Source organism: Bradyrhizobium sp. CCBAU 53421, assembly GCF_015291625.1.
In the GTDB taxonomy this organism is placed as follows: Bacteria; Pseudomonadota; Alphaproteobacteria; order Rhizobiales; family Xanthobacteraceae; genus Bradyrhizobium.
The window spans coordinates 5,592,800-5,619,211 of the sequence record NZ_CP030047.1 but is presented as its reverse complement, the minus strand read 5'-3'; the positions used below and the strand labels follow the sequence as shown (position 1 = coordinate 5,619,211).

The 26,412-nt window shown below is 66.1% G+C and carries 26 protein-coding genes and 1 tRNA gene; 13 read left to right on the top strand and 14 right to left on the bottom strand.

The annotated features are described in order from the left end of the window. Positions 1-178 precede the first annotated feature (178 nt). On the top strand, positions 179-1,696 hold the full coding sequence (locus XH92_RS26950) for an MFS transporter (protein ID WP_194454812.1): 1,518 nt from the start codon (positions 179-181) through the stop codon (positions 1,694-1,696). A gap of 48 nt (positions 1,697-1,744) precedes the next feature. On the opposite strand, the gene XH92_RS26945 is transcribed toward XH92_RS26950, so the two are convergent. Both XH92_RS26945 and XH92_RS26940 read right to left on the bottom strand, forming a co-directional pair. Continuing rightward, positions 1,745-2,023 carry a hypothetical protein gene (locus tag XH92_RS26945; RefSeq protein ID WP_194461435.1) on the bottom strand — a complete coding sequence of 93 codons (279 nt, stop codon included), beginning with the start codon at positions 2,021-2,023 and terminating at the stop codon, positions 1,745-1,747. Between the two features lie 97 nt (positions 2,024-2,120). After that, on the bottom strand, positions 2,121-2,522 hold the full coding sequence (locus tag XH92_RS26940) for an Ohr family peroxiredoxin (RefSeq protein WP_194454811.1): 402 nt from the start codon (positions 2,520-2,522) through the stop codon (positions 2,121-2,123). 147 nt (positions 2,523-2,669) lie between these two features. Here XH92_RS26940 and XH92_RS26935 point away from each other — a divergent pair, with 147 nt between their 5' ends. Continuing rightward, a complete protein-coding gene (locus XH92_RS26935) occupies positions 2,670-3,137 on the top strand; it encodes a MarR family winged helix-turn-helix transcriptional regulator (RefSeq protein ID WP_246787645.1) in 468 nt (155 codons plus the stop codon). Positions 3,138-3,342: 205 nt separating this feature from the next. On the opposite strand, the gene XH92_RS26930 is transcribed toward XH92_RS26935, so the two are convergent. Together XH92_RS26930 and XH92_RS26925 are read right to left on the bottom strand one after the other, a co-directional pair. Continuing rightward, on the bottom strand, positions 3,343-4,686 hold the full coding sequence (locus XH92_RS26930; RefSeq protein WP_194454809.1) for an ATP-binding protein: 1,344 nt from the start codon (positions 4,684-4,686) through the stop codon (positions 3,343-3,345). Then, on the bottom strand, positions 4,683-5,405 hold the full coding sequence (locus XH92_RS26925) for a response regulator (RefSeq protein WP_194454808.1): 723 nt from the start codon (positions 5,403-5,405) through the stop codon (positions 4,683-4,685). The genes XH92_RS26930 and XH92_RS26925 overlap by 4 nt, the downstream gene beginning before the upstream one ends. Before the next feature lie 287 nt (positions 5,406-5,692). Between XH92_RS26925 and bamA the strand changes: the two genes are divergently transcribed. Further along, on the top strand, positions 5,693-8,215 hold the full coding sequence (bamA, locus tag XH92_RS26920) for an outer membrane protein assembly factor BamA (protein WP_194454807.1): 2,523 nt from the start codon (positions 5,693-5,695) through the stop codon (positions 8,213-8,215). A gap of 8 nt (positions 8,216-8,223) precedes the next feature. Here the strand turns inward: bamA and XH92_RS26915 are convergent, their stop codons facing one another. From XH92_RS26915 to XH92_RS26905, 3 genes are all read right to left on the bottom strand, one after another. After that, positions 8,224-8,775 (bottom strand): AAA family ATPase, encoded by a 552-nt coding sequence (locus tag XH92_RS26915; protein ID WP_194454806.1) that lies wholly within the window; start codon positions 8,773-8,775, stop codon positions 8,224-8,226. 145 nt (positions 8,776-8,920) lie between these two features. Continuing rightward, a tRNA-Cys gene (locus XH92_RS26910) sits at positions 8,921-8,995 on the bottom strand. Between the two features lie 24 nt (positions 8,996-9,019). Then, positions 9,020-10,360 (bottom strand): RtcB family protein, encoded by a 1,341-nt coding sequence (locus XH92_RS26905; protein WP_194454805.1) that lies wholly within the window; start codon positions 10,358-10,360, stop codon positions 9,020-9,022. A gap of 462 nt (positions 10,361-10,822) precedes the next feature. Here XH92_RS26905 and XH92_RS26900 point away from each other — a divergent pair, with 462 nt between their 5' ends. Then, positions 10,823-11,986 carry a substrate-binding protein gene (locus XH92_RS26900; RefSeq protein ID WP_194454804.1) on the top strand — a complete coding sequence of 388 codons (1,164 nt, stop codon included), beginning with the start codon at positions 10,823-10,825 and terminating at the stop codon, positions 11,984-11,986. Between the two features lie 155 nt (positions 11,987-12,141). Here XH92_RS26900 and XH92_RS26895 read toward each other — a convergent pair whose 3' ends face one another. Beyond that, positions 12,142-13,032: an aminoglycoside phosphotransferase family protein gene (locus tag XH92_RS26895; protein WP_246787642.1), complete on the bottom strand. Its 891-nt coding sequence runs from the start codon at positions 13,030-13,032 to the stop codon at positions 12,142-12,144. 123 nt (positions 13,033-13,155) lie between these two features. On the opposite strand from XH92_RS26895, the gene XH92_RS26890 reads away from it, so the two are divergent. Together XH92_RS26890 and XH92_RS26885 are read left to right on the top strand one after the other, a co-directional pair. After that, on the top strand, positions 13,156-14,376 hold the full coding sequence (locus tag XH92_RS26890; RefSeq protein WP_194454803.1) for an MFS transporter: 1,221 nt from the start codon (positions 13,156-13,158) through the stop codon (positions 14,374-14,376). 169 nt (positions 14,377-14,545) lie between these two features. Continuing rightward, positions 14,546-14,878 carry a hypothetical protein gene (locus XH92_RS26885; protein ID WP_194454802.1) on the top strand — a complete coding sequence of 111 codons (333 nt, stop codon included), beginning with the start codon at positions 14,546-14,548 and terminating at the stop codon, positions 14,876-14,878. Between the two features lie 12 nt (positions 14,879-14,890). On the opposite strand, the gene XH92_RS26880 is transcribed toward XH92_RS26885, so the two are convergent. Beyond that, entirely contained in the window at positions 14,891-15,535 is a 645-nt protein-coding gene (locus tag XH92_RS26880) for a glutaminyl-peptide cyclotransferase (RefSeq protein WP_194454801.1), read from the bottom strand. 88 nt (positions 15,536-15,623) lie between these two features. Next, on the bottom strand, positions 15,624-16,844 hold the full coding sequence (locus XH92_RS26875; protein ID WP_194454800.1) for a helix-turn-helix domain-containing protein: 1,221 nt from the start codon (positions 16,842-16,844) through the stop codon (positions 15,624-15,626). 89 nt (positions 16,845-16,933) lie between these two features. Between XH92_RS26875 and XH92_RS26870 the strand changes: the two genes are divergently transcribed. Next, complete coding sequence (locus tag XH92_RS26870; RefSeq protein WP_194454799.1) at positions 16,934-17,185, top strand: hypothetical protein; 252 nt, start codon at positions 16,934-16,936, stop codon at positions 17,183-17,185. Positions 17,186-17,190: 5 nt separating this feature from the next. Here XH92_RS26870 and XH92_RS26865 read toward each other — a convergent pair whose 3' ends face one another. Continuing rightward, a complete protein-coding gene (locus XH92_RS26865) occupies positions 17,191-18,282 on the bottom strand; it encodes an adenylate/guanylate cyclase domain-containing protein (RefSeq protein ID WP_194454798.1) in 1,092 nt (363 codons plus the stop codon). A gap of 77 nt (positions 18,283-18,359) precedes the next feature. Between XH92_RS26865 and XH92_RS26860 the strand changes: the two genes are divergently transcribed. Further along, the gene (locus tag XH92_RS26860; protein ID WP_194454797.1) at positions 18,360-18,812 is read left to right on the top strand and encodes an SRPBCC family protein; all 453 of its coding nucleotides are present in this window, start codon (positions 18,360-18,362) and stop codon (positions 18,810-18,812) included. Between the two features lie 12 nt (positions 18,813-18,824). On the opposite strand, the gene XH92_RS26855 is transcribed toward XH92_RS26860, so the two are convergent. Beyond that, positions 18,825-19,466, bottom strand: coding sequence for an HD domain-containing protein (locus XH92_RS26855; RefSeq protein ID WP_194454796.1), 642 nt, complete (start codon positions 19,464-19,466; stop codon positions 18,825-18,827). 208 nt (positions 19,467-19,674) lie between these two features. Between XH92_RS26855 and XH92_RS26850 the strand changes: the two genes are divergently transcribed. Together XH92_RS26850 and XH92_RS26845 are read left to right on the top strand one after the other, a co-directional pair. After that, the gene (locus tag XH92_RS26850; RefSeq protein ID WP_194454795.1) at positions 19,675-20,640 is read left to right on the top strand and encodes a GlxA family transcriptional regulator; all 966 of its coding nucleotides are present in this window, start codon (positions 19,675-19,677) and stop codon (positions 20,638-20,640) included. An 88-nt stretch (positions 20,641-20,728) separates the two neighbouring features. Then, the gene (locus tag XH92_RS26845; RefSeq protein ID WP_194454794.1) at positions 20,729-21,295 is read left to right on the top strand and encodes a histidine phosphatase family protein; all 567 of its coding nucleotides are present in this window, start codon (positions 20,729-20,731) and stop codon (positions 21,293-21,295) included. 21 nt (positions 21,296-21,316) lie between these two features. Here the strand turns inward: XH92_RS26845 and XH92_RS26840 are convergent, their stop codons facing one another. Further along, on the bottom strand, positions 21,317-21,670 hold the full coding sequence (locus tag XH92_RS26840) for an MmcQ/YjbR family DNA-binding protein (RefSeq protein ID WP_194454793.1): 354 nt from the start codon (positions 21,668-21,670) through the stop codon (positions 21,317-21,319). Positions 21,671-21,860: 190 nt separating this feature from the next. Between XH92_RS26840 and XH92_RS26835 the strand changes: the two genes are divergently transcribed. The 3 genes from XH92_RS26835 (at position 21,861) to XH92_RS26825 (ending at position 23,985) form a co-directional block, all read left to right on the top strand. After that, the gene (locus XH92_RS26835; RefSeq protein ID WP_246787640.1) at positions 21,861-22,490 is read left to right on the top strand and encodes a PadR family transcriptional regulator; all 630 of its coding nucleotides are present in this window, start codon (positions 21,861-21,863) and stop codon (positions 22,488-22,490) included. 26 nt (positions 22,491-22,516) lie between these two features. Then, positions 22,517-23,167 carry an O-methyltransferase gene (locus XH92_RS26830; RefSeq protein ID WP_194454792.1) on the top strand — a complete coding sequence of 217 codons (651 nt, stop codon included), beginning with the start codon at positions 22,517-22,519 and terminating at the stop codon, positions 23,165-23,167. Between the two features lie 122 nt (positions 23,168-23,289). Continuing rightward, a complete protein-coding gene (locus XH92_RS26825; protein WP_194454791.1) occupies positions 23,290-23,985 on the top strand; it encodes a GNAT family N-acetyltransferase in 696 nt (231 codons plus the stop codon). Positions 23,986-24,055: 70 nt separating this feature from the next. Here XH92_RS26825 and XH92_RS26820 read toward each other — a convergent pair whose 3' ends face one another. Beyond that, complete coding sequence (locus tag XH92_RS26820; protein WP_194454790.1) at positions 24,056-25,381, bottom strand: TROVE domain-containing protein; 1,326 nt, start codon at positions 25,379-25,381, stop codon at positions 24,056-24,058. Between the last annotated feature and the right edge of the window lie 1,031 nt (positions 25,382-26,412).

The following is a 26,412-nucleotide window of genomic DNA, read 5'->3' as shown; positions in this document are numbered from 1 at the left end:
GTCATCCAATTCAACAATGCTCAAGCCGTGACTAGCTTTGCGTCGTGAAGCGCCGCGGCCACCCGATTCCTGCCGCTGCTGCGTCAATACATCGTGAGTCGATCGACCGGCGCTGCTGCCAGCACCCTGGCAACAGCGTGCGGTATGCCGTTGGCTTGCCACAACAAAAGGCCTGATCATGTCCACTGAATTGAGCCGCCGCGGCGCTGTCGTGCTGTCCGCCGTATGCCTTGCCTGCCTGATGTTCGGATTGGAGATATCCAGCATCCCCGCGATCCTGCCGACGCTGGAGCGGGTGCTGCATGCCGACTTCAAGGCGCTGCAATGGATCATGAACGCCTACACCATCGCGGTGACCACGGTGCTGATGGCGATCGGGACGGTGGCCGACCGTTACGGGCGCAAGCGCATCTTCCTGGTCGCGATTGCAGCGTTCGGCATCACCTCGCTGATCTGCGGCGTCGCCCAGAGCGTCGAGATGCTGATCATCGCCCGGTTCCTGCAAGGGCTGAGCGGCGGCGCGCTGTTGATCTGCCAGATCGCCGTGCTGTCGCACGAATTCCAGGGCGGCCGGGTGCGCGCCGTCGCCTGGGGCTGGTGGGGCGTGATCTTCGGCATCGGTCTCGGCTTCGGGCCGATCATCGGCGGCGCCGTCGTCGCGGTGTTGAGCTGGGAATGGGTATTCCTCGTCCACGTGCTGTTCGCGGCGGTCGCGTTCGTGCTCACGATCGGCGGCGTGCATGAATCGAAGGACCCGAAGGCGAGCAGCCTCGACGTCGCCGGCATCGTGACGATGTCGCTCGCGGTGTTCTGCCTCGCCTTCTACATCACGCAGGGCCCGGATCTCGGCTTTGCCAGCCCGAAGGGGCTCGCGATCCTCGCCGTCTCCGCGCTGAGCTTCGTCGCGTTCCTGGTCGCCGAGAGAATCAGCCGGCGGCCGATGTTCGACTTCTCGGTGTTCCGGATCCCGGCGTTCTTCGGCTCGATCGTCGGCTCGGCCGCGATGAACCTCAGCTACTGGCCGTTCATGATCTATCTGCCGATCTGGTTTCACGCTGGTCTCGGCTATGACAGCGTTTTCGCGGGCCTTGCGCTGCTCGCCTACACGCTGCCGACGCTGGTGATGCCGCCCTTCGCGGAGCGGCTGTCGCTGCGTTATCAGCCCGGCCTGATCATCCCGGCGGGTCTCTTCACCATCGGCATCGGCTTCATGCTGATGAAGGTCGGCAGCGCCGCCGCACAGCCCGACTGGCTGACCATGCTGCCGGGCTGCCTGATCGCCGGAATCGGCCTCGGCATCACCAATACGCCGGTCACCAACACGACGACCGGCTCGGTCTCGAGCGACCGCGCCGGCATGGCCTCCGGCATCGACATGAGCGCGCGGATGGTCTCGCTGTCGGTCAACATTGCGCTGATGGGCTTCATCCTGGCGAGCGGCGTGCTGGCGCATCTGAAGGCGGTGCTGACTGCGCTCGACGGCGCGCAGCTCCGCAGCATCGCGGAACGGATCGCGGCTGGTGATGCCGCATCGGCGCCGGAGCTGAGCGGTCCTGTCGTGCATCAGGCGCTGGCGAGCGGCTTCGGCTGGGTGATGCTTTATGGCGGCATCGGCGTCTGGATCATGGCCGCGGTCAGCTTCCTGATCTTCAACGTGCGGCCGATGCGGCAGGCTGAAGCCCAGGGCACGAAGTGAGTTTGATGTCGCCGTGCTCGCACCAGGACTGGGGCGGGCAGGCGGCATTCACTTCACGAGGGTCAGCAGCGGCTGGTCTTTCTCGACGATATAAGTCGCAAGCTCGCTGGCCGTGACCTTGCCGACGTTCTTCGCCGCATGGATCGTGTTTGCGGGGATGACGATGTCGACTCGCACCTGGACCACTTCGCGGCCGGGCGCGCTGAGGTCATGGCGCTGCAGGTCGGTTCGGGTGAAGCCGGCCGGCTGCTGCGCCTGCGCCGTCGGGATCGTCAGGAAACTTCCGGCGATCAGGGCCGCTCTTGCGAGCAGGCGTGTCGCCGTCATCAGCTTGCTGGTCATCTTGAGCTCCAGGGTTTGTGGACTTGTCCGACCGCGAGCCGGCAAGCGGCCGGCCCGCGTCGGAGGTCGTCATGCGCTCGTTTCAGACAAGGGTGGTCGTGACGTCGATGTTGCCGTGGACCGCCTTGGAGTAGGGGCAGATGCCGTGCGCGGCTTCGATCAGCTGCTGCGCAACCTCGCGCTCGACGCCGGGAACGTGGACGTTGAGGCGTGCGCTCAGGAAGAACGAGCCGCCGGCCTGGTTCAGATCGATCTCGGCGTCGACCTCGGGCTCGCTCGCCAGCTTGACCTTGCGCTGTCCGGCGGCGAGCTGGATCGCGCCGATGTAGCAGGCCGACCAGGCAGCGGCGAACAGGTTTTCGGCGGCCGGGTGCGGCTGCGGCAGCTTGACGTCGAGGAAGCCGTCGCGCGAGCGGGCGGCGCCGTTCGGGCCGGCGGTGACGTGGGTCTTTCCGGTGACGAGAACCTTTGCATTGGCGGTCATGGTGAGCTCCTTTGGTTGAAGATAGATCGTATCCGATCTAATCGGATGCGAGTCGAAATAATCCAGCTAATGGACCATGTCAAGCACTTCCGATTTAATCGGATGCGATTTATATTGACCCTGACTTCACAAACTCCGGAGACGCCCGTGACCCGCACCGCCAAGGCCGAGACCAAGGGCCGAAAACTCTCGAATTTTCTGTGCTTTGCGGTCTATTCGGCCAATCTGGCCTTCGGCCGCGCCTATAAGCCGATCCTCGACGCGGTTGGCCTGACCTACACCCAGTACATTGCCCTGATCGCGCTGTCGGAGGCCGACGGGCAGACCGTGAGCGCGCTCGGCGAAAAGCTGTTCCTGGAATCCAACACGCTGACGCCGATCCTCAAGAAGCTGGAGCAGAGCGGCTATATCAGCCGCGTCCGCGATCCCGCCGACGAGCGGCAGGTGCGCGTGAGCCTGACGCCAGCGGGCCGGCGCCTGCTCGACAAGGAGATCAACGCATCGCTGGTCGACGCCACCGGGCTCGGCGACGAATTTCCCATCGTGCAGAAGAGCGTCGTCAGGCTGCGCGACAATCTGCTGCACCACACGCGCGGTGAGGCGAAGAAGGGCTGATGCTGCTGCGGCGGCGGTCCGGTCCTTGGCGGCGTGCTGCCGGATCAAATTGTAACGGGCTGTATCCGCGCTGCGTCGTTCCGCATTTTCGCCACCGCGCAACCGGCAACTCCGCTCCGCTTCTGGATGATGCGGAGGAGAGTTCGACTTGAGCAGGAAGTTGCCGTTCGGCCGGGCGGCAGGGGCAAGCGATCCTGACGTTCCTCTAACCGGACATCAGCTCGGCAAGCGCGGGGCGAGCCGGGCTTGCGGCGTTTCGATCCGATCCAAGATGCACGGCGCCCGGCAGCTTGATCCGGACAAGCAGGCCGTGCGGTGCATTGTCGTGCAGGGAAAGCTCGCCGCCGTACCCGCACACCATGGCCTGAGCGATCGAGAGGCCGAGCCCGAAGCCGCTCTTCTCGTCCATGGTGCGGGCCTCGTCGCCGCGGACGAAGGGCTTCAGCATCTCGGCGCGGCGGTGCTCCGGAATCCCCGGACCGTCGTCCGATACGTCGATGGTGGCGTGATCGGCGGATGCGGTCAGGCGGATATCGACCTCACTGCCGAACCGCAGCGCATTTTCCACCAGGTTGGTCACGGTCCGGCTGATGTCGCTGGGCCGGATCAGCAGCGAAGCCCTGACCGGGCCGTGGTAGCGCACGACATGGCCGCAATCGGAGAACTGGTCGCAGATCGTCTGCAGCAGGGCGGCCACGTTTACAAGCGTCGGCTTCGCCGCGCTGCCGCCGCTCAGGAATGACAGCACCGATTCCAGCATGGCCTGCATCTGGTCGAGGTCGTGCAGGGTCTCCGCGCGCTGGGCATCGTTCTCGATATATTCGGATCTGAGCCGCAGCCGGGTGATCGGCGTGCGCAGATCGTGACTGATGGCGGCGAGCATCCGGGTTCGATCATTCATCAGCGTGGTGATGCGTTCGCGCATCCGATTGAGCGCGACCGCGGCGGCGCGAATCTCCTCCGGGCCGGTCTCGGCAAGCGGGGCGGCCGCCTGGTTGATGCTGAAGTTCTCGGCGGCGCGGGCAAACGCTGAGAGCGGAGCACTGAGCGCGCGACCGGCCCACACGCCGAGCAGCGTGACGCTGACCAATAGGAACAGGAATGTGCTCGCCCAGAATGCGCCGACGAAAGGCGGCATTTTTACTGGTCCGATAGCGGCTTCGAATAGGGTCCCGTCCGGCAACCGAACCGCCGCCGGCGCGGTCTTCATTGAAAACTCGTCGACATCGTCGACGCCCGGCACCCCGGGCGAAGCATCGCCATTCAAGCCTGCGGCTGCGTCGCGCAAGGCGAAGTGCAGCCGGGGAAAGGCCCGATCGGCAGCCCGCAGCAGCGTTGCGCGCTCGGCCGCAGGGGTCTCGGCCAGGAGCTTGGCAACCAGCTGGAATTGATGGATCGGCCGGTCCGCGAACGATTTCGGTTTCTGGCTGGTGAAATAGAGTCCGATTAGCGCGTGGATCAGCACCAGCGAAAGCAGGATCAGCGCGGCGATCTGGCCGCTGATCCGGTGGAAGCTGAAGAGCGCGGCAATCCTGCGGGTCCAGCTCATGCGTCCTCCACATGCGGCGTGAAGATGTAGCCGCCGGTGCGCACCGTCCTGATCACCGACGGTCCTTCGCTGCCATCGAGCTTGCGGCGAAGCCGGCTGACAAGAACGTCGATGCTTCGCCCGAACGGACTGGCCGGCCGGCTGCGCGTCATGGTCAGGAGGCCATCCCGCGTCAGGATCCGGCCGGGCCGCTCGCAGAAGGCCTGCAGCAGGTCGAACTCCGCGCTGGTCAGCGGGACCTGGGCGCCGTCGGGATCGCGCAGCTCGCGCAGGCGAAGATCGATGGTCCAATCCTGGAAGCGCAGGCGAGCGGCGCTCTGGCCGGAGCGTCCGGCAAGCCCTGCCTGGGCCTGGCGGCGCAGCACCGCGTTGATCCGCGCCAGCAGCTCGCGCGGATTGAAGGGTTTGGCGAGATAGTCATCCGCCCCCATCTCGAGCCCGAGGATCCGGTCGAGGTCCTCGCCCTTGGCAGTCAGCATGATGATCGGAATCGTCGAGTCGCCGCGAAGGCGCCGACACAGCGTCAATCCATCCTCTCCCGGCAGCATCAGGTCGAGCACGACGAGATCGAGCGAGTGCCCGGCAAGGTAACGATCCATTTCCTTGCCGTTCGAGGCGGTCGCTACCAGGCACGATTGGTCGCGGAGGTAACGGGCAATCAAATCCCTGGTCGGCAGATCGTCCTCGACGACCAGGATTTTTGGAGTATGTGCGAGCATGGTTTGCGACTGGGCCTCGTCATCAGGTCATTTGCGCGCATTCCGGCGCGCTGGCTTAGCCACCAATCGACCAGCATGCGCGTCGCATGTGGGCGGCATTGCGCCTTTTCGTAAGCATAGTGTTTCTGAACTGTAAGCGGCGCTCGCCGCCGGAAACAAACCGGGACCGCGGCGACCGCGCGCGGCGCTCACAGTCCCCAATCACTGGAAATAATCCCGCAATCCGGCAGCCACACCGCAGCCATCACCGTCCCGTCACAACGGGCGACTGGTTCGCGAGGTGTGGAATGAAGATGTGGCGGAGCTTTGTCGCGGCGCTTGTGCTGACGGGACTTTTGATCTCGGCGACGTCGGTGACCGGGCTGGTGGCTTGGCTGTTGTTGCCGCCGGCGGCGGCCCAATCGGTCGATGCTATCGCGATCGAAGGCAACCGGCGGGTCGAGGCGGAGACCATCCGCTCGTATTTCAGGCCGGGGCCGGGCGGCCATCTCGATCAGGCCGCGATCGATGACGCCCTCAAGGAGCTGGTCGCGACCGGGTTGTTCCAGGACGTCAAGATCAATCACGCGGGCGGGCGGATCGTCGTCGCGGTCGTCGAGAATCCGGTGATCGACCGCGTCGCGTTCGAGGGCAACAAGAAGGTCAAGGACGAGCAGCTCTCCGCCGAGGTGCAGTCCAAGCCGCGCGGCACGCTGTCACGGCCGGTGGTGCAGTCGGATGCGCTGCGGATCGCCGAGATCTACCGCCACTCCGGCCGCTACGACGTGCGCGTCACGCCGGAGATCATCGAACGCTCGAACAACCGCGTCGACCTCGTCTTCACCATCGACGAGGGCACCAAGACCGGCATCAAGACCATCGAGTTCATGGGCAACAACGCCTTCACGGCGGCGCGCCTGAAGGACGTGATCAAGACCCACGAGACGAACTTCCTGAGCTTTCTCGGCAGCGCCAACATCTACGACCCCGATCGCGTCGAGGCCGACCGCGACCTGATCCGCCGCTTCTACCTGAAGCATGGCTATGCGGACGTGCAGGTGGTGGCCGCGCTCGCCGAGTATGACCGCGAGAACAAGGGCTTTCAGGTCACGTTCAAGATCGACGAGGGACAGCAGTACCGCGTTGCGACGGTCAGCTTCCGCTCGACCGTCGCGGGCTTCGACCCGAATATCCTGCGCTCGCTTTCGCGGGTCAGCGAAGGCTCGCTCTACAATGTCGAGGCGATCGAGAAGTCGGTCGAGGACATGCAGATCGAAGCGTCGCGCCGCGGTTACGCCTTCGCCGTGGTCCGCCCGGACGGCGACCGCAATTTCGAGGCCCACACCGTCGGGATCGTGTTCCGCGTGGAGGAGGGGCCGCGCACCTATATCGAGCGGATCGACATTCGCGGCAACGGCCGCACCCGCGACTACGTGATCCGGCGTGAGTTCGATCTGTCCGAGGGCGATGCGTATAACCGAGCGCTGGTCGATCGGGCCGAGCGGCGGCTGAAGAATCTGGACTACTTCAAGAGGGTCAAGATCACCACCGAGCCCGGGTCATCGAGCGATCGCGTGGTCCTGATCGTCGATCTGGAGGAAAAGTCGACCGGCGATTTCTCCGTGTCGGGCGGTTACTCCACGACCGACGGCGCGCTTGCCGAGGTCAGCGTCTCCGAACGCAACCTGCTCGGCCGTGGCCTGTTCGCCAAGGCGACGGTCAGCTACGGCCAGTATTCGCGCGGCCTGTCGCTCTCCTTCGTCGAGCCGTACCTGCTCGACTACCGCGTCGCGCTCGGGCTCGATGCGTATTACAAGGAGCAACTGCCGACCTCCTACACGACCTATGGCGTGAAGACGATCGGCTTCGCGCCGCGGCTGGGTCTCGCCTTGCGCGAGGACCTGACCCTGCAGCTGAGATACTCGCTCTATCAGCAGGAAATCTCGCTCGATAGCGCCTATAACAACTGCAACAACAATCCGTCCAACCCGTCGCTCGCGTTCAATCCGACACCCGCCTACATCCAGAGTGTGCTCGGCGGCGTCGACCCGACCAACTCGGTCTCATCAGGGCTTTATGGATATGGTTGCTACGGCGACGGCGAATCCACTCTGCCCGTGCGCAAGGAGCTGGCTGCGGGCGCAACCTGGACCTCGGCGCTCGGCTATACGCTGACCTACAACACGCTCGACAACAACAAGAACCCGACCGACGGCTTGCTGATCGACTTCAAGCAGGATTTTGCCGGCGTCGGCGGCGACGTGACGTATCTGAAGAGCGCGGTCGACGCGAAATATTACACGCCGCTGGTGTCCGATCTGATCGGGCTGATCCGCCTGCAGGGCGGCCTGCTCACCAAGATCGGCGACAACGATCTGCGCATGCTGGATCATTTCCAGATGGGGCCGAACCTGGTGCGCGGCTTTGCCACCAACGGCATCGGGCCGCGCGACATCACCTATGCGAGCTTCGGGGCGGTCGGCGATGCGCTCGGCGGCACCAAATATTGGGGTGCGTCGATGGAGCTGCAGATGCCGTTCTGGTTCCTGCCCTCCGAGGTTGGGCTGAAGGGGGCCGTCTATGCGGATGCCGGCTCGCTCTGGGGTTATCAAGGCCCGACGTCATGGGCCGCGACCGGCGAGGTGAATACGGCTGCCTGCAAATGCGGCCTCCAATACGACGATGAGAATGTGGTGCGAACCTCGGTCGGCGTCGGCCTGATCTGGGCATCGCCGTTCGGCCCGCTGCGCTTCGACTACGCGGTGCCGATCACCAAGGGCAAGTACGACATCGTGCAGGAGTTCAGGTTCGGCGGCGGGACGTCGTTCTAGGAGCGTAGTCATATCGCTTGCAGTTCGACGCCGCCGAGCATCGCCAGCACGAAATCGGCGCGCGCCGACGGCGATATCTTCGGCAGGTTGATGACATCGTAACCAAGCGTCGGAAGCGCCTGCATCAGCCGCTGATACTCCGCCGTCGCTGCCTCGAAGCCGTGCCGCCGCTCGGCATCGGTGACGTAGATCTCGGGCCATGGCGCCGTCATGAACACGCGCGCGTGGTAGCGATGGTCGGAGCAGATCCGGCGCAGCGCCGGCTCGCCCGTCAAGGCTTGCAGCGCCGACGCGGCATCGACGAGGCCGCGATCGAAGAACACCCATCCGGAATGGAACTTGGCGATCGCCATATCGTTCAGTGCGACGTCAATGGCGCGCCGCAGGAAGGCCGCCGTATCGACCCAAGGCAGCGCCGTGCCGCCGGATGCGAGCTCGTCGGCGATGATGCGGCGGCCGGGCTCTTCGACGACCGGATAGCCACGCGCGCGCAATTCGGCCAGCAAGGTCGATTTTCCGCCGCCGGAGCAGCCGGAGATCAGGACGAAGCGGCAGTTCAAGAGGAGGTCCTTTCCTTGCAACGGAGAACGCAGGGTGGCGCGCCGCGGTCGCGGTTGATGGCACTTCTATGTCTGGGGGATTGCCGGGAGATCGCTCGACGGGCGCGATCAGATTAGCGTTCGGGGCGCGTGCAGGCAATATTGCTGGAGGTGCGGGCCGGAATCGAACCGGCTCATGGCGGTTTTGCAGACCGCAGCGTTCCCATTTCGCCACCGCACCCGAGCGAGGCGCGTACGCCTCGCCTTAGTCCTTGAACGGATCGAACTCGCCTTCGCCGGCCATGGCCACGGCAAACGGTCGCAGCGTGTGCAGCACCTTCACCGTTCCGGCATGCCGGGCGAGCACGTCCGGCAGTCGCCGATAGGCCATCGGGCTCTCGTCGAGATCGGCGCCAACAAGCGTGACGCCGCGCTCGTTGAGCCAGCGATCCATCTCCTCGCGGGTGAAGCGCCGCTTCGCTTCGTTGCGGCCGAACAGCCGGCCGGCTCCGTGCACCGTCGAGTAGAGCGAGGCCTTGGCCTCCGGACTGTCGACGCCCTCGAGAATGACGGCATCGTCGCCCATCGACCCGCCGACGAAGCCCCGCTGTCCGGGGAAAGCCGGCGTCGCGCCCTTGCGCACCACCCACAAATCCTTGCCGTCGTGCGTTTCCCGCCAGGCGTAGTTGTGGTGGTTGTGCACGGAATCGGTGACCTTGCCGCCGATGATGCGGCGGACACGGTCCACGACCCACTCGCGGCCCGCATAGGAATAGCGCCCGGCGAGCTGCATCGCGGCGATGTAGCGGCGCCCGAGTTCGGAATCCTCGTCGACGATGGCGGGCGGGACGTTCATCCCGTCCTTGCCGCCGGCGGCCTTGAGATAGCGGGTCGCGCTGGTGTGCCCGAGCCCGCGGCTTCCGAAGTGAACGCCGATCCAGACGAAGCCGGCTTCGTCGCGCATCAGGTCGACATAGTGGTTGCCGGAGCCGACCGTGCCGAGCTGGCTGACGGCCTTCTGCCGGTATGCCTCCATGTCGCTCTCGCGCCACGCATCGCCGTCGTCGAACAGCGCGTGATCGACCCTCTCGACGTTCTTCCGGCCGATGCCAAACGAGATCACCTTGGCAACGTCGCGAATGATGGTCGGGACGGTTTCGCGGATGTCGTCGAAGCGCACGTCGAGCCGCGCGGCCATGTTGCCGCAACCGATGTCGAAGCCGACCCCGGAGATGCTGATCTGCTTCTCGTAGGCGATCACGCCGCCGACGGGCTGCGCGTAGCCGAGATGGCCATCCGCGCAGATCACGCCGGACACGACGTTGCCGACCGCCATGCAGTTGCGCATCTGCTTGATGGTTGCGGCGTCGTGCTCGCCGAACACCTTCAGCGGCGCGTTCTTGAAGCGCTCCTCCTGCGGGCGCAGCATCGCAATCTCCGACGAGGCCGCATCGGCCTCGCGCGCAAGCTTCTCCTTGCGGGCGGCATCGCGATACAGGCACCAGGCCGGCTGGCCGCGGCCTTCGCCGACGCGGGAATCCGGATCGATGCCCGCGGCGAGGCAGAGTTCGCGGGCGCGCTCCTGGTAGGGATCAGGTCGTCGCATTGTGTTGGCTCCTGCTCAAGCTGGATCGGCCGCGCGCATTTCGCGCGGCATTCGACATTGTCGCTGCCGGAGTTCGACCAGACCGCGCGTGGGCAACAAAAAACCCTCCGAAGCGGCTGGCTCGGGAGGGTCCGTGATGTACGGATTGTCGATCGCGCTTAAGCGAGACCGCTCCCATGAACCGGGCATGCATAGACGATCGGCCGTAGGCTGGCTGATGGTCGGCGGATCTGTTGGTATCCGTGCTGCGGTTTCGGTTGCATCGGTTTGCTCGCAATGGTTCGCGAGCATGGCGCTCGCGAGGGCCGCCGAGATACGCCTGCAACCTCTGAATGTCAAGAGGCGCCGGCCGCCGGTGTCTGTACGAATGTGACGCAAGCGGGAGTTGCTTGACGAATTCTTCAGCGCCGCGCCGATAGTATCGACCAAGCTTGCTGCATCCCGCTCGGAGGGAAGACGCACGTGGCATCACGCTCGATCACCTGCATCACGCTCGCGCTGCTCTGCTGCGCAGCACTTCAGCCGTCACGCGCAGCGGAAACCAACGCACCGATCCGGATCGGCGCGGTGCTGCCGTTTTCCGGCGGCGTCGAGCTCTACGGCCAGCAGGCAAAGCTCGGCCTCGATCTTGCCGCTGGGGACATCAACGCCGCGGGCGGCATTCTCGGCCGGCCGGTCGAGATCATCTATGCCGATGACAAGACGCGGCCGGAGTCGGCCGCCGAGGCCATGCGTTCGCTGGTCGAGAAGGACGGTGTGTTGGCGGTGGTCGGTCCGATCACCTCACGCAATCTGAATGCGCTGGTGCCGCTCGCCGAGAGCACGAAGACGCCGCTGCTCTACGCCACCAATTACGAGGGCGGCAAATGCAGCCGCTATCTGTTCTCGTTCGGCGCAGTGCCGAACCAGGAGCTCGGCCAGTTGCTGCCTTACATGACGCAGACCTTCGGCAACACGTATTTCCTGCTCGGCGCCGACCGGGTCTGGCCGCATCAGATGTTCGGTATCGCGCAGCCCTTGATCGCGAAGCTCGGCGGCACGGTGGTGAGGACGAAGTACACGCTGGGAACCGAGTCCGACTTCTCGCCGCTGATCAAGGAGATCGCGGCGAGCAAGGCCAAGGTGTTGCTGTTCGCGCTGAAGGGCGACGGCATGGACTTCATCCGGCAGGCCGACGAGGCCGGGTTGCTGAAGGATATCACCGTCGCTTTCCTCGGATTGTCGGAGGTCGATCTCGGCATCTTCCGCGGCAAGGGCCAGAACATGGTCACGGTGGTGCCGGCGGTCGCGGCGAGCGAGGATCCAACGGTCAAGGCGTTCGTTGCGAAGGCCCGCGGCGCCGCGAACCCGGGTGTCGCGGTCTCGAACTATGTGATGACACATTACAACTCCCTGATCGCGCTCAAGGTAGCGGCCGAGAAGGCCGGCAAGCTCGACAAGGAGGCCATCATCGATGCCATGGCGGGGCTCACGATTGCGACGCCGACCGGCCCGGTGACGCTCGGCCAGGATCATCACGCGGCGATGAACATGTTCATCGCCAAGACGCAAGGGACGGAACTAGTGCAGGTCCGTGCGCTCGGCGCGATCGCGCCGCAGCCCGGATGCAGTCTGGCTGGTCGCTGACAGAAGGCTGGGGCTTACTCACAAACCGGGACGTTCGCTTTTTGGGCGTGAAGCAGACGCGCGACCTGACGTCTGGGATATCGCCTTGTGACCCGACGGAGATACCGATGGCGCGCTTCGACGGGCCACTCCAGGTCGCGCGCGACCAAGACAACTCAGTCTTCCGAGCGCAGGGCCGCCTCGACGCGCTGGATCAGTCGCTCCCGCATGTCAGGCAAGGCCCCGCCGAGCAGAAGGAAGACGCGGACGATCGGCAAATAGGGCTGCATCGCCGCGGTCAGCGCCGCAGGGGTCACGCCGGCCAGCCGCGCATACTCCGCCTGCAGAGCCGAATTGACCGTGGCCCGCACCGGATCGTCGGCGTAGTCCGGGCCAAGCTCGGCGAGCAAGACATGGCACTGCGCAATCTCGTAGGCGGCGGGCGCGCGGGTCGCGCCGAGCCAGTCGATCAGTCTCGGACCCTCCGCCGTCATGATCACGTTGCCGGGGTGAAGATCGGAATGGCACAGCACGTCATCGGCTGCGAGGTGCTCGATCAGCGCGAGGACGCCGGTGGTGATGCGCTCCGGAAGCACGCTGCCGCCGAACCGCAATCGGGCGTCCATTGCCTCGCGCAACGAGAGTGCGTCCGGCGGTGGCCGCGTCTGGTGAACGGCGAGGCAGAGCGCCGCAAGGATTGCGCCAGCTTGTTCACGCGTGACGGCGCCGGTGCGCGTAGCCTGCATCAGGGTCGGCCCATCGAACCGCGGCAGCACGATGCCGAAGCGCCCGTCCAGGGCGACTTCGCCGAGCACCTCCGGCGCTGGGCCGCCGGCGGCGAAGACCGCGCGGGTCATTTGCGCCTCGTGCTGGACGACCCATTGCGGGATACCTGGCTTGGACAGCTTGACGACCTGACCGGGCGCCCAGGCGTAGACATCAGCGAAAAGCCCATCGCCGATCTTCTCTCCCAGCGATTTCTGCATGCCCATGCTCCGCCACGATACAAGAAACACCGGCGGCGAGCAAAAAGGAACCCCTCCCGTCGCGGGGCCGCCCGACACCATGATCGCGCTTCAACTGCTGAGGCCTTCCGACTTCGAAAAAAAGAGCTGGCGCGCGCGGCGGCTGTCGGTTCCAGTCCGGTCCGTTCGTCTTTCAGCCAGAACGAACGGCATGGGAGTTCCGGAATGACCAATTCGACCTATCGCTGGGTGATCGTCGCGGCCGGCGGCCTGCTTGGCTGCGTCGCGATCGGCGGGATGTTTTCGCTGCCGGTGTTCCTCCAGCCGATGGCGCGGGAGACCGGCTGGTCGGTGACCGGGATCTCCAGCGCGATGACGATCGGCTTCCTCGCGATGGCCTTCACCAGCATGATCTGGGGCACGCTGTCCGACCGCTTCGGGCCGCTTCCGGTGGTGCTGACCGGATCAGTCGTGCTAGCGGCGAGCCTTGCGCTGGCGAGCCAGGCAACGTCGCTGCTGGCATTTCAGTTCGTGTTCGGCGCGCTGGTCGGAGCGGCGACGGCCGCGATCTTCGCCCCGATGATGGCGTGCGTCACCGGCTGGTTCGACACCCATCGCAGTCTTGCCGTCTCGCTGGTGTCGGCCGGCATGGGCATGGCGCCGATGACGATGTCGCCGCTGGCGGCCTGGCTGATCTCGCACCATGACTGGCGGACCGCGATGTTGATCGTCGCAGGCGTGGTCGGCGCGATCATGATCCCGGTCTCGTTCCTGGTGCGCCGCCCGCCGGCGCTGCAAGCCGATCACGCTGAGGCGGCGGCCAGCACGAGCGGGGAGCCGGCGATGTCGCTGGCCCAGGCACTGCGCTCGCCGCAATTCATCATCCTGATCGCGACCAATTTCTTCTGCTGCGCCACCCATTCGGGACCGATCATCCACACCGTGAGTTACGCGGTCACCTGCGGCATTCCGATGGTCGCCGCGGTGACGATCTATAGCGTCGAAGGGCTCGCCGGCATGGGCGGCCGCATCGCCTTCGGCCTGCTCGGCGACCGCTTCGGCGCCAAGCGCGTGCTGGTGCTCGGCCTGCTGGCGCAGGCATTCGGCGCGCTCGGCTATGTCTTCGTGCGTGAGCTCGCTGCGTTCTATGCGGTCGCGGCGATCTTCGGCTTCATCTATGCTGGTACCATGCCGCTGTATTCGGTGCTGATCCGCGAGAACTTTCCGCTGCGCATGATGGGCACCGTGATCGGCGGCACCGCAATGGCCGGCAGCCTCGGCATGGCGACCGGACCTTTGGCCGGCGGCCTGATCTACGACACCTTTGCGAGCTATACGTGGCTTTACGTCGGCTCCTGGGCCGTCGGCATTGGCGCGTTCCTGATCATGATGACCTTCCGGCCGATGGCATTGGCGCGGCCTACCGCGGTGCCCGCGCCGGCGTGAGGTTGCCCGCAGTGTCAAGCAGCGCGCCGCTCGGAGAGATGCATTGTTCTTGCCGAGCGGCCGGCAAAGGGGCAACGTTGTGGCACCGCTGGATCGGTCGGGCGCACACGCCCCGTTGCCATTGCAGCGACCGCCATCACAGCGGCAACGATGTCCTCGAGAGCCTACAATGTACCATGATCTCAAATGGTCCCCGGCCGAAAAGAAGATTGCGCGCGAGGCCTATGATTCAGCGGTGCAGCGCGCACTCGCCAAGGTGATGGTCGAATTCAAAAGCAGGGCCGGCGCAGCGGCGACGCCGTCGGAGATGTGGGAAGTTGGCGACTATCTGCACCAACAAAGGAGGGAGCTCGATGAGATGTTCGACTATCGATATTCGCAGCTCCCGCTTGTCTTTGCACGGCTCATTCGAGAAGAGCTTCTCGACGAGGCGCTACTCGCGGGTTTGTCGGACGAGAAGCGCCAGGTCATCCGCTCTATTCTTTCCCTAGCCGAAAGGTGAGCGCTGTTCGCGTCACGCGCGGCTGCGCTTCGGCCGCCGGATGGCGCGCACCTTGTTGTTGGTCGAGCCGCTACCGCAGAAGAACCGGTCCTTGCCGTCGGACTCGAGCCCTGAGACGAACACGCCCTGCGGCATCTCCAGCCGTTCCATCACCTCGCCGGTCTGCGGATCGATGCGCCTGACGTCGCTCTGATCCTCTTCCCAGGTGCCGTGCCAGAGTTCGCCATCGACCCAGGAGACGCCGGTGACGAACCGGTTACTCTCGATGGTGCGCAGCACCTTGCCGGTTTCCGGATCGACCTGAACGATGGTGCGGTCGCGATACTGGCCGACCCACAGCGAGCCTTCCGCCCAAGCGAGGCCGGAGTCGCGACCGCCGCCGGGCGAGGGGATCGTGGACACCACGCGTCCGCTGCTCGGCTCGATCTTCAGGATGCGGTCCTCGGCGATCTGATAGAGGTGCTTGCCGTCGAAGGCGGTGCCGGCATGGGCCGCGATGTCGAGCGTGCGGGTGGTGGTGCCGCTGTCGGGATCGAAGGCGACCAGCTGGCCACCGGCCGCGAACCAGACCTGCTCGCCGTCGAAGCTGACGCCGCCCACGCTCTCGACGCCCTCGAAGGCATATTCCCGGATGATCTCGGCCTCGGACTTCTTCATGCGGCACTCCTGGTTCTTGTCTTGACCCGGCTTCCTCACGCGAAGGGGTCTCCACTTCGCTCGAAAGCGGTCTGATTGTGGCCCGATGCTAGCCGTTCGGCAGCGGGGCAGGGAGTAACAACGTCGTCGTGAATCCCGGCACCGGGGGCGTCATCCAGCGCCGGGCGCGGGCACGGCCGACCGATTGCACCTTGCCCGTGGCGGCCAGCGCGTCGAGCGCCCGCTGCACGGTACGCTGGCTCGCCCCCAGCGCCACCGACAGCGCCGAGCTCGACCAGGCCTCGCCGTCGGCGAGGAAGGCCAGCACCGCCGCATGCTCCTCCTCGACCGGCAGTGCCAGCACAGTGACCTCGCGGCGGCCGTGCGGCTCCAGCACGAAGCCGTCAGGCGTCGCGTTGAGATCGGCGAGCGGCTGCAAGGCGCGGCGCAGCCGTCCGATCTCGACCCGCAGCCGCGCACGGTGCGATTCATCGGCATGCTTGCCGCGGAATGCGCGTGCGATCAGCATGGCGCGCGACACGTCGTGCGGCCACGCCTCGGCGAGCGCACGGGCGAGCGCGAACAGCACCGGCCGCCGCGTCAGCGAGACCGTGGTGCTGCTGTCGCGCACGACGTAGCGGCAGGCATCGACGACGAGCGCCTTCGACGCCATCAGGGCCTCGACCTCATCGAGCAGCAGCGGGCGCTCGCTGCCGCGCGCGATCAGGCGTGCTGCGGGCGTGGCGAGCAGCTGAGCGGTGCTTTCGACCTCGGCCGCAAGCGCGGCGATGCGGGCGCGCCGTGCGGCATCCCTTGCCCGTGCCAGTGCCTCGCGCGCCGGCTTGGTCCGCAGCCGCCGCATCGCGATTCCGGCGACGACCAGCTCATGCCCGACCCGCAGCGCCGGCGGGAAGGGCGCCGGGTCGAGGTCGTCGAGCATGCGCTCGGCTGCATCGAGGCTCCCGATCAAGAGCAGGCGGCGGATCTCGAGATAACCGGCGTGCGCGGCGTTGAGCGCATCGCCACGCGCTGCGAGCGTTGCGCGCGCCGCAGCAAGGCTCTTGCCGGGAAAGGACAGGTCGCGCGACACCAGCGCGATCTCCGCTTCTGCCACCACGCAGCGGGCCCGCGCGATGGCTTCCCGCGGACCGAAGGCGCGCCCCGCGCGCCGCAACAGCTCCTTGGCGCGGGTGAAATCGCCGAGCCGGGCCATCGCAATGCCGCGTAGCGCCAGCGCCGGCGCGTCGTCGCGCAGGGCCACCCGTTTCAGTGCGCCGAGGGGATCACCCGCCGCGAGCGCGCGCGCCGCAGCCGTAATCAGCGAGTCCATTCGAATCCCGACACACTTGTCACTCTCGCCCTCCGAGGCCTGGTCCTAACCTAGCACATGACGACATGGATCATCTCCAGAGAGATCGAATGATGACCGGAATCGAGACACATCAGGATTGGTTGAAGGGCCGCATCACTGGCCGCGGTGCCACGGTCGCGCGCTGGCTGGCGCTGGCGGCGGCGCCGACCTTCGCCGTGATGGCGCTGGTCGCCGCCCTGGCGCCGGTCGACATGATCTGCGGCGCCATGCAGGGACCGCTTTCATTGCAGGGGATGGTGCCGATGTACGCGCTGATGAGCACATTTCACCTGGCGCCGTGGTTGCGCCTGTTCCGATGACCGCCTCATCTCTGCGGCAGCGTGAAGACCGCACATGGCCGTGCGATGCCGCGCAGCTCATGGGTGCCGAGCGCGACCAGCGGCATCTCGGTTTCGGCGGCAAGCGCGCCCGAGACCAGCACGGTCTGCTCCAGCGGCTTGCACAGGCCTTCCAGCCGGCTCACAAGATTGACCGCGGCACCGATCGCGGTGAAGTCGAGCCGGTCGGCGGCGCCGATATTGCCCCAATGCACCTCGCCGAGATGCAGCGCTACGCCGAACGGCAGCGGCGGCAGGCCCTGCTTGCGCCGCTCGGTATCGAGATGCGCCATGCCGACGCGCGCCGCCGACACCGCGCGCAGTGCCGCCTCGCATGCGCTGCGCGGGCTGGTCGTGACCGGAAAGATCGCGAGCAGTCCGTCACCGATGAATTTCAGCACCTCGCCGCCGAAGGCGTGGATCGCGCCGGCGATGCGATCGAACCAGGCATCGAGCGCCGCGATCACCTCGGCGGGCGGATGGCTTTCGGAGAGTGCGGTGAAGCCGCGCAGATCGGCAAACAGCAGCGCCGCCCGGATGGTTTCGCCGGTGTTGCGCCGCAGAGGGGATGCCAGGACGCGCGCCGCGCTGCGCCGGCCGAGATAGGCCTCCAGCGCCGCCGTCAAGGTCGCGCGCGCCGCGAGCGCGGCGAGCGGGGCGGCCGTGAAGCGCGCCGCCTCGCGCAATTGATCCGCCTCGGCCGGCGTGAAGGCGCGGGTCCCGATCCAGCCGAGGGTCGGACCATCCGGCCGCGTTCCGATCGTGTCCTCGTGGATGGGGCCGGGCGCCAGGCCAGCGAGCCAACGCCGGCCGGCATCGCCGGATCCGACCATATCGGGCATCGCAAAGGGTTGTTCCGGCGCAAAGCCCAGCGCCTCGATGACCTCGCCATTGCCGGCGCGCCACAACCAGGTGCGCCTTGCAATCAGCGGGTGTGGAACTTCGAGCGTCAGGGCGCCGCCGGCAAGCGGCAGGCCATCCGTGATAAGATGGCTGCCGAGGTCCGCCAGCAACCGGTTGGCGCTCGCGGTCTCGGCCGCGGCGTCGACCAGCCAGCTCAGTGTCGAGGACAATTGCATCACCCCATCATGGGGTTGATGCGCCGCCCTTGTCACGAATTATCCCTGAAGACCCACCGTCAATGGAGAATGGATCGATGACTGAAGCTTTCATCGTTCAACGCGAGATCCAGATCGCAGCCCCGCCCGCAACCGTGTTCGCGTTCCTGACCGATCCGCAGAAGATCGTGAGCTGGATGGGGCTCGAGGCCGAGACCGAGCTGCATCCCGGCGGGCTCTATCTGCTCAAGGGCCTCGGCAACGACCGCAACCGCGCCGCGCGCGGCGCGTTCCGCGAGGTCGTGCCGGTGCATCGTCTCGCCTACAGCTTCGGCTGGGAGGATGGCCCCGAAGTGCCGCCGGGATCGAGCCTGATCGAGATCGACCTGATCGACAAGGACGCCGGCACGCTGCTGCGGATGACCCATAGCGGCCTGCCGAACGTCGCGCAGTGCGAGGCCCATGACAAGGGCTGGGCCCACTATATGAGCCGGCTCGCGATCGCGGCCGCCGGTCGGAACCCCGGTCCGGACCGCGGTCCGCACGACTGAACCGGCGCGGCGTCATGTCGGCCATTTCGAGCCGAGGATGATCGAGCAGAAGTTCACCCGCGTGTAGTTCGCGTCCTTCAGCGCCAGCACGTCGGCCTTGACGTTGCCGAAGGTGGTCAGCGGCTTTTTGATGGTGCCGGCGGCGAAATGATCGATGATGTTCTCCTTGAAGTTGGCCTCGCGCGGATGGTGCGCGCAGACATGGTCGCGATGCTCGTGCGAGAAATCGTCATAGGCGATGCCGAGCACGTCCATCTCGACGCCGGCGGTGACCAGTGCGACGGTCGGACGCATATGCTCGGGGATGCCGGGCGTGGTGTGCAGCGCGATCGAGACCCAGACGTCATCGATGTCGCGTTCGGCGACGCCGTAACCCCTGAGGAAGTCGCGTGCGGCGTTGGCGCCATCGACCTCGAAGCGCAGGTCCGGGGTCGCATGCGCGGCGGTGAGGCCCATGTCGTGGAACATGGCGCCGATATAGAGCAGCTCGGGATCGAACCTCAGCTTGCGGCGGTTGCCGGTCAGCGCACCCCAGAAGAACACGCGGCGGCTGTGATTGTAGAGCAGGTCATCCTCGGTATCGCGCACCAGCTGGGTGGCGGCGCGGGCCATGGCGCTGTCGGGTACACGGATGCCGGCGATGATCTCGGTCATTTCAAGACGCTCCTCGATATGGCAAGACGAGGCCATGGCGTGCGAAACACGCGGGCCGCCGGCGCTCGTCTCTGCGGTGGGTTCGGATCGCCTGCTGGCGTGATCCGTGGTGTGTTTGTCGCTCGTTTCGTCTTGATCTCGCAACGCTCGTGCGCCGCCGGATCGGGCCAACCAGACATCGTTTCGCGCCAGCTGGCACGGAGAAGGTATGGCGGTTCAGAAGGTGGCGATCGCGATCCACGAAGGGGTTCAGGCGCTCGACGTCGCCGGTCCCGTCGATGTGTTCGCGGAGACGAACGGCTTCGTCGCCGATGGCGACGGCTACGAGACGGTGCTGGTCGGCGCCAGCCGCGAACCGCTGCGCGCATCGAACGGCATGAAGATATCGGCCGATCTCAGCTTCGACGAGGCAGAAGAGAAATTCGACATCCTGCTGGTTGCTGGTGGGCCGGCATTGCCCGATGCCGCACCGGATCCGGCGTTGACACGGTGGCTGCGCGGAGCGCCGGCGCGCGCCGAGCTCTACGGTTCGATCTGCACCGGTGCCTTTGCGCTCGGCCATGCCGGGCTGCTCGACGGCCACAAGGTGACGACGCATTGGCAGAACGCGCAGCGACTGGCGGCGTGCTTTCCGGCTGCCGAGGTGATCTTCGACCGGATCTACATTCGCGACGGCAAGCTGATGACATCGGCCGGTGTCACTGCCGGCATCGATCTCGGTCTCGCGCTGGTTGCCGAACGTCATGGGCCGCAGGTTGCGGTCGCGGTGGCGAAGCGGCTGGTCGTGGTGGCGCAGCGCCAGGGCGGGCAGTCGCAGTTCAGCCCCTACCTCACCGCGCCGGTCGATGAGGATTCGCCGATTGCGCGCGCGCAGGCCCATGTCATGCAGCATGTCGGCGAGCGCCACACGCTGCAGTCGCTGGCCGAAGCCGTCGGCATGAGCGTGCGCAATTTCGGCCGCGCCTTCGCGCAGGAGACCGGCATCACGCCGCACGAATTCGTCGAACGCGCGCGGGTCGACGCCGCGCGGCGGCTGCTCGAGGGCTCGGACCGGCCGCTGAAGGCAGTTGCGTTCGATTGCGGCTTCGGCTCGGCGGACCGCATGCGCATCGTGTTCACCGAGCGGCTCGGCGTGTCGCCCGCGCAGTACCGGTCGAGTTTTCGCAAAGTGTGACGTCGTTCATGAAGCGGAGGCCTGATCGAGGCTAGGGTCAACCTGTCCGACGTCACTTCCAATCATGCAACTGCTCCGCGAGGCTGCCATGGACGCACTCACGCTCTTCATCATCCGTCACGCCGAGAAGCCGGGCGAGTCCTGGCCGGGGCCCGGCTTCACCGCGGACGGCGTGTCCGATACCGAGTCGCTCGTGCTGCGCGGCTGGCAGCGCGCCGGCGCATGGGCCGCGCTGTTTGGCACCGATCTCACGACCGGCGACTATGCCAAGCCCGATGCGATCTACGCCGCGACGCCCGGAACCGAGCCCAATCAGCCGCCGTCGAGCCGTCCGGCCGAGACGATCTCGGCGCTCGCCGCGCGCCGCGACCTGACGCCGAACGAGGGCTTCGGCAAAGGTGATGAGCCCGACCTGATGAAGGCGGTGCTGGCGCTGAAGGGCGTCGTGCTGCTGTGCTGGGAGCATAAGGCGATCATCGCCGACATCCTGCCGCTGATCCCGGTCAGCAAGGGCAAGCCGCCGACCAAATGGGAGAGCAGCCGCTTCGACGTCGTGCTGCGCTTCGAGCGCGCCAAGGGTGACGACAAGTTCGCCTTCAAGGAGCTGTTTCCGAAATTGCTGTCGGGCGATTCCGACAAGCCGCTGGGTGGCTGAATAGCGTCGCGGCCGCGCCGATCAGTCGAGCCCGAGCGCCTTGCGAGACTTGCGGGTCAGCTTCGCGGCGATCAGCGCATGCGCCTGATTGAGATAGGCCTTGAGCTCGGCGTCGGGCAGGGCGTCATTGCCGATCAGCTGCACCCATGTGGCACGCGCCAGATACGGCGCCGGCCGCGCCAGGCCCTGCTCGATCAGCACCTGATAGGCCATGTTCGAGGTCTTGAACATGAAGCCACCGGTGCTCTCGATATAGCCGCCGGCCAGCGCGAACATCTTGCCGCCGACCTTGAACACCGACGTGCCCTCCCATTGCACCACCTTGGTGGCGGCGGGCAGGCGCAGGCAATGAGCTTCGAAGGTTTTGGGGCGCATGAGTCGGAAGGGCTGGAGGGACTTCAAAGCCATAAGCCGGCCGCGCGACGACGGGCAAGCTCGGCGTGAACCGGCAATCCCGGGCCGGTTCCGGCCGCAGCTTCGCCCCCGGGAGCTCACGAAAACGTGGGTTGTGGCCAATCCATCGGAAGATATATCGTAAGATATGTTTTCAGTAAGGAAATGGACAATGAGACGATCGATGTTTCGCGACCGGGACGATGACAGTTTCCGGTTTGGGTTCTTCGCCATGGGCCGGCACGGCCGGGGCGGCCATCGCTTTGGCCGCGGCGGCCACGGCTTCTTCGGGCGGGGTGGCGGCGACTTTCCGGGATCGCGGCGGCTCTCGTCGCAGGATCTGCAGCTCGTGATCCTGGCGCTGCTCGGCGAGCAGCCGGCGCACGGCTATGAGCTGATCAAGAAGATCGAGGAGCGGTCGGACGGCTTCTACAGCCCGAGCCCGGGCGTGATCTATCCGGCGCTGACCTTCCTCGAGGAGATCGGCCATGCCAGCGTCACCCAGGATGCGGCGCGCAAGCTCTACAGCATCACGGAGCAGGGCAAGGTGTATCTCGCCGAGAACCGCGCCACCGCCGATACCATTCTCGAGGCGCTGTCGCGGATCGGCCGCCGCATGGAGGAGGTGCGCGAAGCCTTCGCCGGGGTGAGCGATCTAGATAGCGAAGCATCCGACGACGTGCACCGCGCCCGTCATGCGCTGAAGAGCGCGCTGCGCCAGAAGCGCGGCTGCGATGCCGCCGAGGCGCGCCGCATCGCGAAAATCCTCGACCGCGCCGCCGCCGAAATCCTGCAGCAATGACGCAGCCGCAGCAACGGAGACCTTTCATGTACAACGCTGAACCACACAGCGCGATTGCCGACGCCCGCGTCGCTGCCGTCATCGCGCGCCTGCAGGCCTCGCGCAGCAGGCCGGCCGACGGCGGTCGGCGCGGCAATCCGGCGATGAGCCGCGATCCGCACGACTATGCCGAGCAGGGCTTCTCGATCGACCCGGAGCAGGGCGAGCTGATCTACCTGTTGTGCCGCGGCCTGCGCGCCAAGCGCGTCGCCGAGTTCGCGACCTCGGTCGGCATGTCGACGCTGTATTTCGCGGCCGCGATGCGCGACAATGGCGGCGGCACGGTGATCGGCTCGGAAATCGTGCCGGCCAAGGTGCAGGCCGCAAAGCGCAATCTTGCCGAGGCCGGCCTTGCCGACTACGCCGAGATCCGCGAGGGCGACGCGCGCAAGACGCTGCGCGATCTCGGCGGTCCCGTCGACTTCATCCTGATCGATGGCTGGCCCGGCGAAAAGGGACCGACGCTGGCGCGCCAGGTGATCGAGATCGTTGCACCGCAGCTTCGCGTCGGCGGCTATGTCATGAACGACAATGCCGAGGCGGATTTTCTGGAGTTCGTGCGCGATCCCAAAAATGGCTTCGTGTCGATCACGCTGCCGCTCAAGGGTGGTACCGAGCTCTGCCTGAAGGTGGCGTAGGTTCCTCCGGCATGGCGAGGAGATCCTGCTGGCGTGATTGTGAGCCGCAACGGCATCACGCCACGCTGGATTTTGTCGGCGCTTCTTGCTCTGTTCGAGCAAAATCAGGAGCGAAGCGCCGCATGTCCGTAGTCCCGCCGATCCATCCGCTTGATCGCCCAATCTGGAGCGCGCTGACCACGAGGCAACGGGACCTTGCGGAAGGCGGCACCGAGGCCAGGCGCTTTCCGGTCGCGATCGCCCCCTTTGCCGACATGATCGACATGTCGCCCGAGAGCTTTGCCGCGCTCGGCGCGCTGCTGTCGGGACCCGACATTGCGGTGCTGTTCACGCCCGATCCGGTCGCCGTGCCGCCGGAGTTCAAGGTGTTGCTCGCCGAGACCGGCGAGCAGATGATCGGCACGCCGGCGGATTTTTCTCTGCCCGGCGTCGAGATCGTCACGCTCGGCGCGGCCGACGTTCCGGCGATGACGGCATTGACGGCGCTGACAAAGCCCGGACCGTTCAGCGCGCGGACGCATGAGCTCGGCAACTTTTTCGGCATCCGCGTTGGCGGCGAGCTGGTCGCGATGACCGGGGAACGGATGAAGCCAGGGAACTATACCGAGATGACCGCGGTCTGTGTGCATCCCGACCATCGCGGCCGCGGCTATGCCCAGGCATTGCTGTCGGCAGTCGGCCGCCAGATCGTGGCGCGCGGCGAGATTCCGTTCCTGCACGTCTTCACCAGCAACGTCTCGGCGATCGCGCTCTACCGCCGCCAGGGCATGGAAATCCGCCGCCGCCTGCACATCACGGTGCTGCAGAAGCAGGGGTAGGCGGAGGTTGAAAAGGAAAATGGCCCGGGCGCGCATCGCGCGTCCGGGCCCGTTGTTGTTGATGCAGACGTCAGTGTGCGGTCGCTTCCGACGCCGCGATCCAGGCGATCACGGCCTCTGAGAAGCCGTCCACCCGCGTCCACGGGCCGTGTCCGACACCGTGCTGGTAGGACGCCACGTTGACCATGTATCCGCGTCCCTTGGGCGCGGGCACCTGGTCGTGGCTCTGCTCGTCGGTGAAGACGATCAGGCGATCGCCCTTGCGGTCGATCTCCGTCACCGCCTTGCCGAGATACGTCCGGCCATGCGGCTGCGAGCCGATGATCGCATCGCGCAGCGCGAAGCCGCGGCGCGGCGGCAACTTCACGACCTCATTGCTGAACGTGAAGATCTCCACCTCGTCGCAGACCTCGCGGGCGAGGATCGCAAGTCCGCAGGCCGCTTCCGCCCGCGTCATCTCGGACTGGGCCGAAAGCGGAGTGAACATCGATCCCGACACGTCGATCAGGAGCCGCGTGCGGCCGTCAAGCCGCGCGTAGTCCTTGATCGACTTCAGCATCGCGGCCTCCAGCTCCGGCTCGAAGTCCGGCGCATAGCGCGCCGCCGTGATGAAGCGGTAGGGAAGGATGCGGTCGGTCCGCATCGCGTCGATCGCCTCCGCGATGGTCCGGCGCGGCACCTCCGCCTTCTGCATCAGGCGCAGGTTGCGCAGCAGCGCCAGCCCGCCAAGCTTGTTCTCGGCGATCAGCCGCTCGAACGTCTCACGCTTGTCCTTGCCGGACGAGAGCGAAACCTCCCAGGTGTCGGGCGAGGCCAGCTCGCCGTCGACGAGCTGCTTCCACACCTTCTCCTGTGCGGCGTCCTTCGGCTTGGCGTGAACCAGGAACAGCACGTCCTTGATCCGTACCGCGCCGTCGCGATCGTACTTCGCGAGCTGGTAGGCGTCGAACCTGGTGAGCGCCCGCGCCAGCCCCTTCTTGATCTGCGCCGAGACCGGCTGACGCTTGCGCTGCTGCTGCGGGCCGAGCGCATCCGCCCAGTAGATCGCAAGCAGCTCGGTCATCTCGTCCGGACGCTGGATCACGCGGGCCAGCGTATCGGCGACCAGCCTGCGGTGCGTCGCATGCCGCGCCATCTCGCGGACCACGAGCAGCGGCGCGTGCCGCAGCTTCATGGTCTCGCGCGCGGCGATCGCGAGTTCGGCCACGCGCGCCGGCTCGACCTTCGGCACCAGCGCCTTGATGCGGTCGGCGATCGCGACCCCGTCCTCGTAGAACTGGTTCTCCCACAGGAGGCAGTTCAGCAGCGCGCGCCGCAGCTCCATCTCGGGCGTGAAGCGCTTGCCGCGCGCCCCCTCACGGGTGAAGGCGCGCATGATCTTGTTGATCGTGGCCATGATGGCCTCCTTTCTGGGTGAGCGTGGATTGGAAGTGGTGCCGGGGAACAGGCGAGACTGTACTACCCTTGCGGGCGTCGCACGCTCTTCCATCGAGCCACGGACGTATTGTCCAGAAGCAATCGAACCTTCTGCCTTGCGATCCGATGTAACAGCGCTCTTCACCACCGGCCGTCGGCACGAGTTCGCGACAAACGCAAAGCATTTGCGGACACCATGCCAACGATTGAAGACCACGACCCGGGAACAGGCGATTGCTGAGACCCCGGCAAGCCAAGGCCGGCCGGGTAGCGCTCTACCGCTGAGCTACCGGCGCACATGACGCCAGGCGGGATTCGAACCCGCGACCTCTCGTGGTTCAAACGATGTAACAGCGATCTTCACCACGGGGCGTGGAGAGGGTTGGCGGGGAACAAGCGATGCTGTTGCTGCCCTTGCGGGCACCGTGGTTCAGACGAAGTAACAGACATCTTCACCACCGCCACGCCGATGCTTGCGCATCGGCGAATACGTCCGCTGGGGAACAGGCGATATCGGTTTTGAGCAGTGACGCAACACGGCATCCATCCTTGCGGAGAGAAACCGTGCCGGGCCGCGCGCGGATCCCTGCGCAGGGCCGCATCCCGGTGCGTGCGTCAAAGGCGGGAATCGAACCCGCTTTCACCACGCGAAGTATCCGACATCTTCACCACCAGCGGCGGTCGAGCCGCAGTGACGCGGTCAACCGTTTCGTGAATAGTTGATCGCGGCGCTGTCGACGCGCCGCCGTTTGCGAACTCCTCGGAGTTCACTCTGCCATCGGTGTCCGGCTCATCGCCTCGTTCCCTCCGGCAGGCCCCGCGCGCTTGGGCACGCGCGTTGCCGCGCGAGCCCCGGGATCCGGGTCTCCCGTTCCGGCTTGCGCCGGGCAATTCAAATGAGCCTTGCTTCGGACAACAAAAAACCCTCCGGAGCGGCTGGCTCGGGAGGGTCCGTTTAAGGCGGACTGTCGACCTCGCATTATGCGAGATCGCTCCCATGAGCCGGGCACA